The sequence below is a fragment of the Flavimaribacter sediminis genome (assembly GCF_019492055.1).
Lineage (GTDB): Bacteria > Pseudomonadota > Alphaproteobacteria > Rhizobiales > Rhizobiaceae > Flavimaribacter > Flavimaribacter sediminis.
The window spans coordinates 242,775-257,699 of the sequence record NZ_JAICBX010000005.1 but is presented as its reverse complement, the minus strand read 5'-3'; the positions used below and the strand labels follow the sequence as shown (position 1 = coordinate 257,699).

The window sequence follows — 14,925 nt, the reverse complement described above, 5'->3', positions numbered from 1 at the left end:
GTGACGCGCCCGGACAAATGTCCGGACGCGGCCTGCGACAACGGCTTATTCCCAGCCGGATTTCGCAATCACCGGAACGGCGCCGTCCATGTTGGACGAGGCGACGCCGCGGAAGACGCCGTCCTGCCACTGGCCGACGGTCCAGAACCGGTTGGAAACCTGCTCGTCGAAGACGATCGGTCCCATGATCGTGTCGAACTCGTTTTCCTTCAGATACTGGGTGACGGCTTCCCTGTCGGTGCTGCCGACGCCTTCGATCGCCTGCCCGAGGATCTGCATGCTCGCGTAGGTGTTCGCCGAAGCCCAGTAATCGGGTTCCTGGCCCATCAATTCCTTGTGGGCCTTGCGGTATTCCGCGATTGCCGGCGTATCGGGATTGACGCCACCTGCGCCGAGCACGCCGTTGATCTTCGATCCGAACTTCCCGCCATAGGCGGGGAAGGCTGTGGCGACCGCCGTGTAGAAGGCCTTGACGTCGAGATTCTCGATCGCCGCCTGCTCGGTGATCGCGAACGTGTCCGGCGGGTAGGACCACGCGACGAATGCGTCGGGATTTGTGGCCTTTGCGCCCTTGACGACGGGCGAGAGATCCGGCGTGCCCAGCGGGTAGGATTTGTCGTAGACGATGTCGAATCCGGCCTCGGTGAAGATAGGACGCGCCACTTCGGCGAGCTCTATGCCGAAGGCGTCGGCGACATTGACCATGGCGACCTTGTTGCCGATCACGCCGTCGTCACGCATCTTGACGAGGATGTCCTTGACGCCGTTGACGAAGGACGTCGTGTCTCCGAGCGTGAAGAACAGGCCCGGATAGCGTTCGGTCAGTTCGCCGATGAGATCGGAAATGGACGTCACAGCAATCTGGGGATAGCCGTACTTGGCGTAGATCGGCGCAACGGCCACGTTGAAACCTGTGCCGTAGGGCGCAATCAGGAAGTCGACTTCGTCCTGCGTGATTGCGCGCTGCACGGCCTTGATGTGCTCGCCCGGGTCGGTCTTGTCGTCATACTCGATCAGTTCGATCATCTTCTGACCGTCTTTGAGCTTGAGGCCGCCCTTGTCGTTGGTCTGCTTGACCCAGAGCTCGATGCTCGGCCAGTGGGTGACGGTCGATCCGCCAGCCAGTGGTCCGGTCTTGGGCGCAACGGCGCCCAGCTTTATGGTGTCGGCGGCCAGAGCGGTTCCGGCGAGAAGCGCCGCCATGCCTGCTGCGGCGACGGTTTTTGCAGCCGCCGCAACGAAATTGCGTCTGTTCATGATTTCCTCCCTGCGGGCGAAAAGCCCGACAACTTTAAGCATCTGATAAATGCAAAAATTATGTATCCATAATAAATGTGATCTTTCAAGTTCAAATTCCGGTTTTCCATAATATCAGAAAATATCGAGCAAAAATCCTTGATTCTGTTAAATTATGGATACAAAGTTGGGTGATTTTGGAGGAGACATCCAATCATGAACCAAGATGGCGGCGCTGCCGTCAGGCGTGAAGCGACCGACAGCGCCGCGGGCAATCTGGATACGCCGACCTCAGACCAGCGCGCGCTGGCGATCCTGCGTCGCATGATCGTCGACGGCTCCATCGTGCCGGGCGAGAAGGTAACCGAAGTCGGAATCGCGGCGCTGCTCGACATGTCTCGGACGCCGGTCAGGCTCGCGCTCAAGACGCTGGAGGTCGAAGGCTTCATCCGCAAGCGCGACGGCCGCGGCTACACGGTGGTTCAGATCGAACTCGAGGATGTGTCGAAGGCCTACGAGGTGCGCGGCGTGCTTGAAGGACTGGCGGCCAAGCTTCTCGCCCACAAGGGGCTGGGCGAGGACGTCGAGCGGAAGCTTTCGCGATCCATCGCCACTTCCGAAAGGATCATTGCGTCGGACATCCCCTATGAGGATCGCATTGAGGCTTACCAGAAGGCCAACACGCTGTTCCACGAGACGATCATGCATTCATGCGGCAATGACTATCTGCCGTTCACACTGGCGAAGCTGGAATCGCTGCCCATGCTGAAGATCGGCAGCGTCGCCTTCAACCGCAAGAATGTCGAGCGCGAGCTCCTGCGCCTGACCGTCGGGCACACGCAGCACATGATCGTGTTCGACGCCTTAAAGAGCGGCGATGGCCAGCGCGCCGAAGCCATGATGCGCGAACACGCCAACGCAACGCTCGGCTATGCGGAGCTGTTTGCGCTTTAGATTGCTATGCCCGCACCGATGACGGCGTGCGTCCGTATTCCCGCTTGAAGGCCATGGAAAATCGCGAATTTGCGGTGAAGCCGGTCATCTGGGCGATTTCGGTGATCTGCAGGTTGGAGTGCCGGAGCAGGCCCATGGCCTTTTCCAGGCGCAGTTTCATGTAGAAACGGCGCGGCGTGTCGCCGGCCCAGCGCAGGAACAACCGTTCGAGCTGCCGTTGCTGGCAGCGGTTTCTCTGGCAGATTTCGGCGATCGAAAGCGGCGCTTCGATATTGGCGAGCATCAAGCGGATGACATTCTGCAGAAGGCCGGGATAGGTCGAAATCCGGGCCATGGAGCCGTCGGGCTGGTTTTCGCCGCCGCTGCGCATGCGGTCGAGATTGTACTGGTTGGCGACGGCCTGGGCGGTCGCTTCGCCGTGGTCGCGGGAGATCAGTTCCAGCACGAGGTCCGCGCCGGCCATGCCGCCGGAACTCGTATAGAGTTCCCGGTCGATCACATAGAGATTTTCCTCCACGTCAATCTCCGGCCAGCTTTCGCGGAAGGTCGGCAGAAACTCCCAATGCACCGTGCATCGGCGGTCCTTGATCAGGCCGGCTTCGGCCAGAAGGAACGTGCCCGCCGAAACCGCGCCCATGCGCACGCCGCTGCGGTTGGCGCGATGCAGGGCGGCGTTCATGCGTTTCCTGTCGGGCGGGCCGATGTCGAGGCCGGCGCAGATGAAAAGATAGTCGAGATCGCGCGCCGCCGTATCGAGCGGTTCGGTTTCCAGAACCAGGCCGCTGGACGATGTCACAGGACCCCCTTCCAACGACACGAACGTCCATCCATAGGCGTCGTATCCGAGAAGCCGGTTGGCGCTGCGAAGCGGCTCGAAACAGGCGACAACGCTCAGGATCGAAAAACGCTCGATCAGCAGGAAGCCCATTCTGTTTGGCATGTCGTCTTGCATATTCAAATCGAAATAAGTTTGATGCTGAAATTCGTTCCATCTGAGATCGTCGCCGTCTCCATTGCAAGCAAAAAAACAGCCAAAAGCGACAAATTTGTCGGTTTTTGCGATTTTTGTGTCGGCTGGCATATTCCGTTCCCCGCGCCAGTCCATAGGGTGGAGCGTCTGGATTGCGAGCGGGGAGTCACCAATGAAAAGTCATGCGCAGGCAGTCGTTATCGGAGGCGGCGTGGTCGGATGTTCGATCCTCTATCACCTGACAAAATTCGGCTGGACGGACGTCGTCCTGCTTGAACGCTCGGAACTGACGAGCGGCTCGACCTGGCACGCGGCCGGCGGCATGCACACCATCAACAGCGACCCGAACGTCTCCAAGCTGCAGAAATACACCGTCGATCTGTACCGCGAGATCGAGGAATATTCCGGCCAGGACATCGGACTGCACATGACGGCAGGCGTCATGCTCGCCGCCACGCAGGACAGGTTCGAGTGGCTGAAATCGGTGCGGGCGAAGGGCCGGTATATGGGGCTGGAGGCCGAGATCATTTCCCCCCGCGAAGCCCATGAACTCATGCCGTTGCTCGATCCGGACCAGTTCGTCGGCGCGCTTTACGACGAGGTCGAGGGTCATCTCGATCCCTATGGCGCGACCCAGGCCTATGCGAAATCGGCGAAGAAGAACGGCGCGGAGATCGAACTCCACACCATGGTGAAGGATCTTGTGCAGAACCCGGACGGCGCCTGGCGCGTGATCACCGACAAGGGCGAGATAATCACGCAACATGTCGTCAACGCCGCGGGTCTCTGGGCCCGCGAAGTCGGGCGCATGACCGGCCTTGAACTGCCGGTTCTCGCCATGGAGCACATGTATCTCATCACGGAGGACATGCCGGAGGTCGTCGAATTCAACGAGACGGCGGGCAAGGAGATGCTGCATGTCGTCGATTTCGACGGAGAGATATACTTGCGCCAGGAGCGCAAGGGCATGCTCATGGGCACATACGAGAAGGACTGCCGGCCCTGGTCGCCGAAGCAGACTCCCTGGGATTTCGGCCATGAGCTTCTGGCTCCGGATCTCGACCGCATTGCGCCCTCGCTGGAGGTCGGTTTCCGGCATTTCCCGGCCTTCAACAACGCCGGAATCAAGCAGATCATCAACGGTCCTTTCACCTTCGCGCCCGACGGAAATCCGCTGGTCGGTCCGATTGGCGGAGTAAGGGGTCTCTGGTCGGCTTGCGGCGTCATGGCCGGCTTCAGCCAGGGCGGAGGCGTAGGCCTCGCGCTCGCCAACTGGATGATTAATGGCGATCCGGGGTTTGACGTCTTTTCCATGGATGTCAGCCGCTACGGCGATTATGCGACGCTCGCCTACACCAACGCCAAGGTGCAGGAAAACTACGCGCGGCGTTTCTCGATCCGCTTTCCGAACGAGGAACTGCCGGCCGGCCGGCCCCTTCGCACAACGCCGATCTACGACCGTCTGGAAGCAGCCGGCGCCCGTTTCGGCGCGGCGTTCGGTCTGGAGGTCCCGCTCTGGTTTGCACAGGCAGGCGAGGTTGATACCTTCTCGTGGCGCCGGTCGACGGATTTCGATTGCGTCGGCGCGGAAGCGCGGGCGGTGCGTGAAAGCGTGGGCCTGAGCGAAACCTCCTCTTTCGCAAAATATCGCGTGACCGGCTCCGGCGCATCCGACTGGCTCGACCGAATGCTGGCCTGCCGCATACCGGCGCCCGGTCGCATGACGCTCGCCCCGATGCTCAAGCATGACGGCAAGGTCATCGGCGATTTCACGCTCGCCAATCTCGGGGAAAACGAATTCTTCATTGCAGGCTCCGGCGTTGCGCAGGACTATCACATGCGCTGGTTCGAACAGCACCTGCCGGGTGGCGGCTCCGTCTGGATCGCGCCCTATGGTCTCGAACTCGCGGGGCTATCGATCGCCGGTCCGGATGCGCGCAAGGTTCTGGAGCTGGTGACGGACGAGGATGTCTCGCCCAAGGCGTTCAAATTCATGGATGTCCGCCAGCTGGACATCGGGTTGGCGCCGGCGATCGTTGGCCGCGTCTCGTTTACCGGCGACCTCGGCTACGAAATCTGGATGAAGGCGGAATATCAGCGATACGTCTTCGATCTTCTGATGGAAGCCGGCGGCGCGTTCGGCATTCGCCTCTTCGGGTCGCGCGCGTTGAATGCGCTGAGGCTTGAAAAGAATTTCGGAACCTGGGCGCGGGAATACCGTCCGGTCTACGGCGCGCTCGAAAGCGGCCTCGGCCGCTTTGTGGCGGTCTCGAAGGAAGCCGATTTCATCGGCAAATGGGCGGCGGCCGCCGAAAAGGAAAACGGCGGCAGATTGCGGTTGCGCAGCTTCGTGGTCGACGCCCGCGACGCCGACGTCATCGGCGACGAACCGATCTGGCTCGACGGCAAGGTCACCGGCTGGGTGACTTCCGGCGGTTATGCTCACGCGTCGCAGAAATCGGTTGCTATGGGTTACGTGCCGAAGGAAGTCGCGGACGTCTCCGAAGGCTGGGAAATCGAATTGCTGGGCGAGCGCCTCACAGCCCGTCTGCAATCCGTCCCGTTGTTCGACGCCAATGCGCAGCGAATGCGCGGGTAGGGCGTGCTCTTTGTAACCCGGTGTATCGGAATCAAGATGGCTGTCGATTGAGGGCGTAGGTATTCGCCATGGCGGCGAGGTTCTGGAATTTCTTGCGATAAGCCGCTGGCGTCAGGCCCACGCGCTTCTTGAATAACCGCCGGAAGGAAGACCCGTCTTCGTAACCGACGGCCGCTGCGATGTCTTCCACCGGCCGCTGGTCCCGCTCGAGTTCCTGCTTTGCCTCTTCGATCCGCAGCGCCTGCACATAGTCGATGGGCGTGTAGCCTGTCGTCGCGCGAAAACGGCGCGCAAATGTGCGGGCGCCCAGTCCCGAGCGGTCAATCATGGACTCTACGGGCCTTTCGACCTGATAATTTTCGGCGATCCATGCCTGGCAATCGGCGATCGCAGCATCCTTGACCTCCATGGGACGGGTCATCACGGCATAGGGCGACTGGCCTTCCACGTGGTCGGTCATCAGGAAAACCTTGGCGGTGTCGATTGCGTGTCGATACCCGCAATAGCGCGCGATCAGATAGAAGGCGAGATCGTGCCAGGCGCTGACTGCGCCCGCCGTAACGATGCCCCGGTCCTGCGCCTTGAGGCAGAGCGCCGCATTGTCGAGAAACGTGACCTCGGGATAATAGCGATGGAACATGTCGCGATAGGCCCAATGCGCAGTCGCTTCGCAGCCGTTCAGCAAACCGGCGTCCGCCAGCACCAGCGATCCCGAGCACACCGAGGAGAGCAGCACTCCCGCCGCGTGCATCTCGCGCAACCAGGCGCATTCACGGGGGTAGCGTGCTGTGGGCGTGGCCGTTACAGCGATATACATGTCGCAAACGACCACAGCGTCGGGGAGCGTCTTGCCATTGCGGAAATCGGCGAACCCGGCATGGGGACGCACGGGGATATCGCCGGCGCAGCTGAAGGGCCGGCCATCCGCATTGACGATTCTGACGTCCAGCAATTCGCGCTCCGGCGCGCCCTTGACGAGTTCGGGATAGACGGCGCCGACAGTTGTTAAAACGTCGTAAAGTCCATAGAGCACCATCGCCGAGGTTTCGGTCGAGGCGAGCAACGCAATCGTGGAACGCCGCCGGGTGGCGTCTGTCGATTCTGTCACTTTGTGCACGCTCCTGTCATATTCAGCCGCCCGCGCTGTCAGTTTTGACACGCCTCTGTGATTTTTGCCACTGCCGTATCGCATCGCATTGACGGATACAGCCCCCGGTTTTGCAACCAGTTCCAACGAGGAGGCTCCTATGGACGCCCAGAATAATGCAGTTGACGACTTGAAGAAAGATTTTGCAGGAAGCGTTTTGACCGAAGGCGACGCGGAGTTCGATAACGCCCGCCAGCTTTGGAACGCCATGATCGACCGGCGGCCGACAGTTATCGCGCGTTGCCGCGGTGTCGCCGATGTCATTCAGGCGGTGCGATTCGCCGAGTCCCGCGGCATGCCTGTCGCCATTCGCGGCGGTGGACACAACGTGGCCGGCCACGCAGCTTGCGACGCCGGCGTGATGATTGACCTCTCCGGGATGCGCGCCGTTCATGTTGACCCCGCGCGGCGGATCGCCGTGGTTGAAGGCGGCGCGACTTGGGCTGACGTCGATCGCGAAGCCCAGGCGTTCGGTCTTGCGACGCCCGGCGGTTTGATCTCCGAAACCGGGGTTGGCGGGCTCACGCTGTCGGGCGGCTTCGGTTACCTGCGTGGCCGGCATGGCATGTCCATCGACAATCTGCTCGCCGCGGATGTCGTCACGGCGGACGGCCGGCTTGTGCGAGCCAGCGCTGATGAAAATTCGGATCTGCTTTGGGCGCTCAAGGGCGGCGGCGGCAATTTCGGCGTCGTTGTGCGTTTCGAATTCGCCCTGCACAAAGTGGGCCCGGAAGTGCTGTTCATAGCACCGATCTATTACCTCGATAATGGCCCCGGTCCGATCCGGGCGTGGCGCGATTACGTCGCACAACATGATGAGGAACTGGCGATGATCTGCGAGTTCTCGACGGTTCCGGAAGACGACGAGTTTCCGCGCGAAGCCTGGGGCAAGAAGGTTTTCGCGCTCGTCGGCGTGGCCCTCGGGGACGCCGAAGAAGCCGAAAAACTCGCCAGGCCGTTGCGCGAACTCGGACCTCTGGTGACGGATTTCTCCGGTCGCATGGCCTATGCCGATATACAGCGCCTGTTCGACGCGCAGACCCCGTTTGGCGAGATGCGCTGCTACTGGAAGGCCCGCTACCTGACGAACCTTCCCGACGAAATGATCGACCTCGCGATGGAGAACGCCGTCAATGCGCCGTCGCCGAACACCATCTCCTCGCTCTGGAACATGGGTCGCGGTGTGCGCGCTGTGCCGGCCGGTGATACTGCATTCGGAGACCGTTCGATGCGCTGGATGTATTCGGCGGACGGGGTCTGGGCGGACGCCGCAGACGACGCGGCCAACATTGCCTGGGCGCGGGAAAGCTGGTCGCGCGCCGAACCGTTTGCTCAACAGGGCCGCGCCTATCTGAACTTCCCCGGCCACGGCGAGGACGGTTCACTGACCCGAGACACGTTTGGAGACGGTTACGATCGTCTGCAGAAGATCAAGGCGAAATACGATCCCGGAAACATGTTCAGGTTCAACCAGAACATTGCGCCCGCCGACTGACAGCGGCGACCGAATGATATGCGGCATTGCAGGTGCGTCCACGACGCGCCTGCGATCTCGCGGACGCCGGGGTAAAGATCTCCGCCTCGGCCGGGTTGCGGAGCAGAATGATGCGTTGGGGCGCCGAGGATGGCGCATGCGGCCCGGACGCTCCGCACGTTACCTGTTGTTTCCCGACCCGCGGCGACCGATGATTTGATACGAGTTCTTCTCGCTTCGCCGCAGGTCCCGATCCTTGGTGTCGGATTGACGCTCAAGCCGTTGCGGCGACCCGGTCTTTCACGGCAATTCCCGGATTGTTACGCGAAGTCGTGGTGAGCGGACTTTTTGCGAGACCTATACCTCCGGCAGTGTCAGTCGAATGCTGAACACCGCGGTAACACAAGGTCGCTTTCCGAGCGGACATTGCAACCGGCGCACTGAAACCGTCGTGCCTGACCCCACGATAGATGAGGGCATGTTTTGTACGCGCCAACGTCTCGATGTTTCCGTCATGTGCAACGCTGCGATAAATCAGTTTGTCCATTGTTACGTTCCTTCTCTCAAGGGTCTGCGCTGTTCCAGCGCTGAATAGACAATCTCACGAACCGGAATCCGGGTCTGTGAACGAATTCACACCCCATGGCGTTCGACGAGTTTCCGGCGATCAAGGAGCCCCGACCGTCTTTTCCACGGTTGCCGGCAGCGTGCGAATGAATTCCGGGACATGAAAAGTTGGCGTTGCGGTTTTCGATCTGCATAATGACGCCAGTAGCTCGGGCGGGTGGACAGACAATGAGTTTTGGGGGATGTGGTGTCAGCAACCAACAGCGAGCCCGGCGCGGTGCGTCGCGGAAACGCGCGCGTCGAAGCCGCCAGCTTCCTGCCTGCGACGGCGCGAAGGCTTCTTGAGACAACAAACGTAGCTGGCGCTCAGGCCCTTTCATGCCCGGGGGCCGTTCTCTTCTGTGACCTCTCTGGATTCTCGCGGATGGGAGCTGAGGCCGTTGCACGCTCGGAAAGGGGCGCGGAGACTTTACGCGCCGTTATCAATACGATCTTCACCGATGTTGTGAAGGTGATAGGCGCCTATGGCGGATCGGTCCTCTACTATGCCGGCGACGCAGTGGCTGCGCACTGGCCGCTACACAACGATCCCGCGCAGGCGGTCCGTGCAGCCGTTGCCTGCGGCCTGACCGTCCAGGATACGGTCGCCGCAATGCCGGCCGACCTAGGTGTGATTGCGATGCGCACGAGCGTCAGTGTTGGAGACCTGTGGCTGCTGGATGTCGACACGCCGAGCGCGCGCCAGGCCGTTTTCTGCGGCCCGGGGCTGGCCGCGGTTGAAGGGCTGGACCTGACGGCTCAGGGGGTTCGTCTGACGGAGGAGGCGGCTCTGCTTCTTGCCGAAGACGCGAGATGGGAACGGGATTCACATGGCCCGGTCGCCTCTGCGGTCGAAGCTCCAAAAGCCCCGGCGTCGTCTCCACCCGCAATAGACGCCGACCCCTGGCTCAGAACGCATCAACGCGCCGGGTTGGCGCTTGGCCCGGACTGGGTCGCCGAGTTCCGGCAGGCCCATATCCTGTTCATTCGTGTCCCGGATTTTGTTTTTCGGGGTGCAGAGGATCGAGACCGTGCGGCTGAAACCCTCCGCGCCATTGCCGCTGCCGTCGAGTCGGAAAGCGGCACGCTGCTGCAGACCTGCTTCGACGACAAGGGTCTCGTAGCGGTGGCCGCCTGGGGCCTGGCGTCCAGTGTCCGCGAAGACGGCGCCGAACGGGCGGCTCGAGTTGCACAGGATCTTGTTCGCGAGCGCGGCGAAGGCGCCCTCGTCGCGGCCGTGGCCGCAGGCAAGGTCTTTTCCGGACTGATCGGGATCGAGCCCTATATGCAGCATATCGTGGTCGGAGACGCCGTTAACCGCGCCGCCGCCATGTGCCTTGCCGCCCTGGCTCCGGTCACACTCGACAGGTCCACGCGGGAAGCGGTCAACCGCCGCTATGAAACAACCGAGCTGGCGAGACTGACTCTCAAGGGTCAGACGGAAATGGCTCCGGTCTATAAAATCGAAGGCGAACGGTTACGCGGCCTTGCCCATGCTGGCGCGATGATCGGGCGATCAGCCGAAAGGGAGCGGCTTGTGACGATTTCCAATCGGCTCGCTCGCGGCGAGCCGGTCGATATATGCATTTCCGGCGAGGCTGGCCTGGGCAAATCCCGCCTCGCTGCCTGGTTTTCGGAAAATCTTGCAGAGACCGGCGTTGCGCAACTCGAGCTTCATGCCGACAGCATTCGCCGGGCCATTGGTTACGCGCCATTCGCGCCGTTCGTCGCCTCGCTACTTGAACTGGACTCCACAGCCGATGCCGAAGCCTGCAGAAAAGCGGTAACGGACGTGCTTGGCGCGGAAAACGAAGCGTTGCTGCCTCTCCTCTCGCCACTTTTGCCCGCCGATCTGCCCGATACGGATGTGACGCGCGCACTTGTCGGCGCCGGACGCGCGGAACGAACGCGCGATCTGGCCACCAGCCTGCTGTCGCGTCAGCTGTCCGGTAACCGCAAATTACTGGTTGTCGAGGATGCCCATTGGCTTGATTCGGCGTCCTGGCAACTCCTCGACGCGCTCACACGGCGCTCCGCTGTTTCGCTGTGCCTGTTGACGCGTCCTGTTTCGCCGGACGACCTGCCAACCGAGGCGCGTCGCTTCCTCGATCCGAAGCGCGTGGAAACTCTGGAACTGACCCTGCTCGATGAAGAAGAAAGCGGCGCACTTGCCGCACAGGCTCTGGGCGCGCATGCCTCGGCGCCACCGCTCGCAAATCTGCTCCACCGCGAAGCATCCGGTCACCCACTTTTCACCTCGGTCCTTGTACAGGCGATGTCGTCCCGCGGTCTCGTGAAAATCGAAGGCGGCTATGCCCATCTCCGGCTGGGAGAGGCAGGTCTTTCGCATCTCGATATTCCCGCCGACGCCGCAGGCGCTGTCGAGGAACGCATCAGCGCGCTTAGCCCTTCCGAGCAGTTGACGATCCGCACAGCAGCCGTGCTGGGACGTTCTTTCGAGATCGATGCGCTGGTGGAATTGCATCCCGCTTCGGACCGTCCGGAGATTGAGGCCGATCTCGTCCAGATCGAAAACACGGGTCTCGTGGAATCACAGGGCGATGGAGCCTGGCGCTTCCATCACGCCATCATTGCCGACGCCGCCTACCGCTCGCTCGTGACCGAACAGGCCAGAAGTCTGCACGCCCGCGCCGCGGCAGGCATAGAGAAAGGCGCCGGGGCCAAGCCTGAACAGAGAGATCTTGCCCTGATGGCTTATCACTCCGAGCGAGCTGGCGACACGCAGGCTGCTCTGCGTCATCTGGCGGCGGCGGCTGAAGGCGCGCGTCTGGCATACGCCAATCTCGAAGTGGTTGATTTCCTGACGCGCGCCCTTGCGCTCGGGATCGAGATCGAGGCGCTCACCCTCGCGCGCTGGCGTTACGACATCGCCTACGCGCTGCGCGCGCTTGGACAGTATCAGCGAGCAGAGGATTTCCTGAAGCTTTGCATCTCGGACCTCGACCGTCCACCGCCCGAAACCGGAGGAGAGGCTGCGCGCGGTCTTGTCAGCGGCTACGCGGCCTTCCGTCTGCGCCCGCATCGCGACGCCCGACCCGAAGCCGAGCGCGCGCCGATAATCCTGGCCGCGGACGCGACGATGATGCTTTCGGAACTTCATTACGAGCTGAACAAGATCCCGTTTGCGCTGGCGGAAATCCTTCGTGGCGCCAACCTCGCCCGCGCTGCCGGCGGCGACAGCGCCACGCTGGCCAAACTCTATATCGGTCTGTCGCTGATCTCGAATGCGCTGCCCTGGGCGCTCGACGGCGATGCGCTGCAGGCCAGGGCGCTGGAAATCGTGGACCGGATGGACGACCTGGCGACCGAATGCTGGGTCTACATGGTCTCAGGCAATTACGAAACAGGCAAGGGCGGTTGGGAGGCAGGCGAGAGCAATTTCCGCCATGCCATGTCCGTTGCCGAAACCTGCGGAGAACGCAAGACATGGGAAACATCGACGTCCACACTCGCCAATCTCAAGAGACTGGAGGGTCGTTTCGAGGAAGCGATCGGCTGGTCCGACATCACGCTTGCCGCCAGCCGTGACCGCGGGATCGCGCACGGCGTCATCTGGTCTCACAACGGACGCGCCCGTGATCTGCTGTGCCTGTCCAGATGGGATGATATGCGCGAAGATGTCGCCGCGCTCGGCCGGCTTCTGGATGATCCGGCCAATTCGCTCGACGCCAACGACAACAACCGGCTGGTCTTTCACTACACACGCTCCGCTCTGGCGCTGGCTGACGGGGACGAGGCCGGATCGATCTTGGCTCTGGACGAGGCGTTGGCCATTGTTGAGCGGACCAAGCGTCCGCAGGTCTATATGACCCAGAACGCCCCCTTCTATAGCGACCTCATATGGGCGCTGTGGGAACGCGGACATCGCGATCCAACCATGATTGCCCGTCAGGCGCTGGTGGCGCGTTCTGCCTATCGCATCGGACGGCAATATCGCACAGGCGTCCCGATGGCGTCGCTTGCTGCAGGCGACAGCCTCTGGCTGCAGGGTCGGCAAAAGAAGGCTCGGTCCCGCTGGACCGCATCGGCCGAGGCCGCCGAGGAGCGTCGCATGAGCTATGCCGCAGCCCACGCCTATGACCGTCTCGCTCGCGTCGGCGTCGGAGATAGCGCGGCCGCGCGCGACCGGCATCTCCAGAAATTGGGGATCGAATTGCCTAAACTCTGGCGTATTTGATCTTCAGGCCTGCACGGCTTTGGCAGAGTTCAGCTTGCGACGCCAGGCGATGAACGGCAATACGAGAACCCAGGCTGTGACCGAATAGATTGCGGTTGGCAGGGTAAGAGCCGGCAGTCCCGTCGCCACACCCGCCACGATCCCGCCAACGGCGATGCCAAGCGTGCCGTTTTGAATTCCCGACTCGATTGCGACCGTCGTTGTGTCGCGCGCGTCGAGGCCCGCGATCCGAGATGTAACCAGACCGACTATCAGAAGCACCGCAGTCATCGTCAGGAGCGCCGGACCCAGGGTTCCGATATTTGCGGTAAACGTCGCCCAGTTCGCCGCCAGCGCCAGCAGGATCAGGATTGCAAAGAGGACTGTAGTGATCCTGTTCATCCAGGGCCCGATCTTGTCTGTCAGAACTGGCGCAATCCTGGTCAAACCCATACCGAGCGCGACAGGCACAGCTGTTAGCAAAAACATGGTCAAGCCCAATGCGGTCACATTCACCTCTGGAGCCTCCGCGCCCATGAAGTGACGGACTGAAAGAGCCGTCAGCACCGGCAGGGTTACAATAGAGACAAGGCTGATCACAGCTGTCAGGGAAACCGATAGCGGAACCGATCCTCCGGCCATCCGCGTTGCGACATTGGACATGACTCCGCCGGGGCAAAGCGCCAGGATCATTGTCCCCGCCGCAAGTTCCGGCGGCAGCCCGAACAGCGTAGCCACGAAAAAGCCGGTCAAGGGCACCACGACGATCTGGTTGATCGCTCCCAGGCTGAAGGCCCCGGGAGACCGTGCGACGCGGGAAAAATCGGCGCCCGTCAAACCAAGGCCGAGCGAAAACATGATGACCGTCAATACGGCCGGCAAAAACAGATCAACAAGCATGGTTTGCTCCACTGGTCGGAGTGTTGGTTGGCGCGCCCCGTTCGAGATGCCCGGGCCATCCCGGGTAATGATTCCCCGGCGAGGTTAGCACCCAACCCGGCCGCGTCCTGTGAACCTGTTCACTGCGCGTCGGTCCCATGTCTGCGAAATTCCTTCGACAATGGGAGGAAGACATGAATGCCGAGATTTGGTTCGCATTGGCGGCGGCAAACTTTGCCGCCTCGGTGGCGCCGGGGCAAAACGTAGCCCTGGTCGGTTCGGCGACCGCAAGGACAGGTCTGGTCGGCGGGACCGCGGCCCTGTTGGGCATCCTGGTTGCGGAACTCATATGGTCTGTGCTCGCCCTGACGCTCGCTGTCACGGCGCGCGAGGTCAGCCCGATCCTCTTCACCTGCCTGAAGGCGGCCAGTGGCGGTTTCCTGTTCTGGCTGGGAATGAGCCTGCTGCGCGAAGGTCCGTCGGCCGCAAGCGACGCAGCCGCGCCTGCGGGCTGCTTCGCCCGGTTCACACTGGACGGTTTCTGGATCGGATTGGCCAATCCGTTGGCTCTGATATTTTTTCTTTCGCTCTTCCCGGGTCTGGTTTCCGACCTCGGCGACACAACCGATCCGATGGTGCTGGCCTGCTGTGTTTCGGCCATCCTGCTCTCGTCGGCTGCGGGGCTTGCGCCATGGCTTGTCTCCTCCGGCGCCCTGGCAAAAATCGGTTTCGCACGCCACCTGCACGTTTTGTCGGGCGGTGCGCTGCTTGTGATGGGAGTGCTTGTTACCTTTCGGCTGATATCCTGACTGGGCGGCAGATGGCCCCTTCGATCGTGGAGAATTGCGCACTGAATCAATTCAGAGTTCATTCATTTCCACTT

9 protein-coding genes are annotated in these 14,925 nt (G+C 61.7%); 5 read left to right on the top strand and 4 right to left on the bottom strand.

Annotated elements, in window-relative coordinates:
• Window positions 1–45: 45 nt before the first annotated feature.
• Window positions 46–1,257: an amino acid ABC transporter substrate-binding protein gene (locus K1W69_RS23115; protein ID WP_220230823.1), complete on the bottom strand. Its 1,212-nt coding sequence runs from the start codon at window positions 1,255–1,257 to the stop codon at window positions 46–48.
• 195 nt (window positions 1,258–1,452) lie between these two features.
• Between K1W69_RS23115 and K1W69_RS23110 the strand changes: the two genes are divergently transcribed.
• Window positions 1,453–2,190, top strand: coding sequence for a GntR family transcriptional regulator (locus tag K1W69_RS23110; protein ID WP_220230822.1), 738 nt, complete (start codon window positions 1,453–1,455; stop codon window positions 2,188–2,190).
• Between the two features lie 4 nt (window positions 2,191–2,194).
• On the opposite strand, the gene K1W69_RS23105 is transcribed toward K1W69_RS23110, so the two are convergent.
• The gene (locus K1W69_RS23105) at window positions 2,195–3,130 is read right to left on the bottom strand and encodes a GlxA family transcriptional regulator (protein WP_220230821.1); all 936 of its coding nucleotides are present in this window, start codon (window positions 3,128–3,130) and stop codon (window positions 2,195–2,197) included.
• A gap of 202 nt (window positions 3,131–3,332) precedes the next feature.
• On the opposite strand from K1W69_RS23105, the gene K1W69_RS23100 reads away from it, so the two are divergent.
• Complete coding sequence (locus K1W69_RS23100) at window positions 3,333–5,759, top strand: GcvT family protein (RefSeq protein WP_220230820.1); 2,427 nt, start codon at window positions 3,333–3,335, stop codon at window positions 5,757–5,759.
• Between the two features lie 31 nt (window positions 5,760–5,790).
• Here the strand turns inward: K1W69_RS23100 and K1W69_RS23095 are convergent, their stop codons facing one another.
• Window positions 5,791–6,867 (bottom strand): GlxA family transcriptional regulator, encoded by a 1,077-nt coding sequence (locus tag K1W69_RS23095; RefSeq protein ID WP_220230819.1) that lies wholly within the window; start codon window positions 6,865–6,867, stop codon window positions 5,791–5,793.
• A gap of 139 nt (window positions 6,868–7,006) precedes the next feature.
• On the opposite strand from K1W69_RS23095, the gene K1W69_RS23090 reads away from it, so the two are divergent.
• Both K1W69_RS23090 and K1W69_RS23085 read left to right on the top strand, forming a co-directional pair.
• Window positions 7,007–8,401: an FAD-binding oxidoreductase gene (locus tag K1W69_RS23090; RefSeq protein WP_220230818.1), complete on the top strand. Its 1,395-nt coding sequence runs from the start codon at window positions 7,007–7,009 to the stop codon at window positions 8,399–8,401.
• 970 nt (window positions 8,402–9,371) lie between these two features.
• Window positions 9,372–13,184: an AAA family ATPase gene (locus K1W69_RS23085; RefSeq protein ID WP_220230817.1), complete on the top strand. Its 3,813-nt coding sequence runs from the start codon at window positions 9,372–9,374 to the stop codon at window positions 13,182–13,184.
• Window positions 13,185–13,187: 3 nt separating this feature from the next.
• On the opposite strand, the gene K1W69_RS23080 is transcribed toward K1W69_RS23085, so the two are convergent.
• The gene (locus K1W69_RS23080; protein WP_220230816.1) at window positions 13,188–14,063 is read right to left on the bottom strand and encodes a bile acid:sodium symporter family protein; all 876 of its coding nucleotides are present in this window, start codon (window positions 14,061–14,063) and stop codon (window positions 13,188–13,190) included.
• A gap of 173 nt (window positions 14,064–14,236) precedes the next feature.
• On the opposite strand from K1W69_RS23080, the gene K1W69_RS23075 reads away from it, so the two are divergent.
• Entirely contained in the window at window positions 14,237–14,851 is a 615-nt protein-coding gene (locus K1W69_RS23075; RefSeq protein ID WP_220230815.1) for a LysE family translocator, read from the top strand.
• The last annotated feature ends 74 nt before the right edge of the window (window positions 14,852–14,925 follow it).

What these genes read in the sequence shown, in the direction of transcription:
- K1W69_RS23080 (WP_220230816.1), bottom strand. Translation starts at nt 14,063, where the DNA reads ATGCTTGTTGATCTGTTTTTGCCGGCCGTATTGACGGTCATCATGTTT.
- K1W69_RS23105 (WP_220230821.1), bottom strand. Translation starts at nt 3,130, where the DNA reads ATGCCAAACAGAATGGGCTTCCTGCTGATCGAGCGTTTTTCGATCCTG.
- K1W69_RS23110 (WP_220230822.1), top strand. Translation starts at nt 1,453, where the DNA reads ATGAACCAAGATGGCGGCGCTGCCGTCAGGCGTGAAGCGACCGACAGC.
- K1W69_RS23085 (WP_220230817.1), top strand. Translation starts at nt 9,372, where the DNA reads ATGGGAGCTGAGGCCGTTGCACGCTCGGAAAGGGGCGCGGAGACTTTA.
- K1W69_RS23100 (WP_220230820.1), top strand. Translation starts at nt 3,333, where the DNA reads ATGAAAAGTCATGCGCAGGCAGTCGTTATCGGAGGCGGCGTGGTCGGA.
- K1W69_RS23090 (WP_220230818.1), top strand. Translation starts at nt 7,007, where the DNA reads ATGGACGCCCAGAATAATGCAGTTGACGACTTGAAGAAAGATTTTGCA.
- K1W69_RS23115 (WP_220230823.1), bottom strand. Translation starts at nt 1,257, where the DNA reads ATGAACAGACGCAATTTCGTTGCGGCGGCTGCAAAAACCGTCGCCGCA.
- K1W69_RS23075 (WP_220230815.1), top strand. Translation starts at nt 14,237, where the DNA reads ATGAATGCCGAGATTTGGTTCGCATTGGCGGCGGCAAACTTTGCCGCC.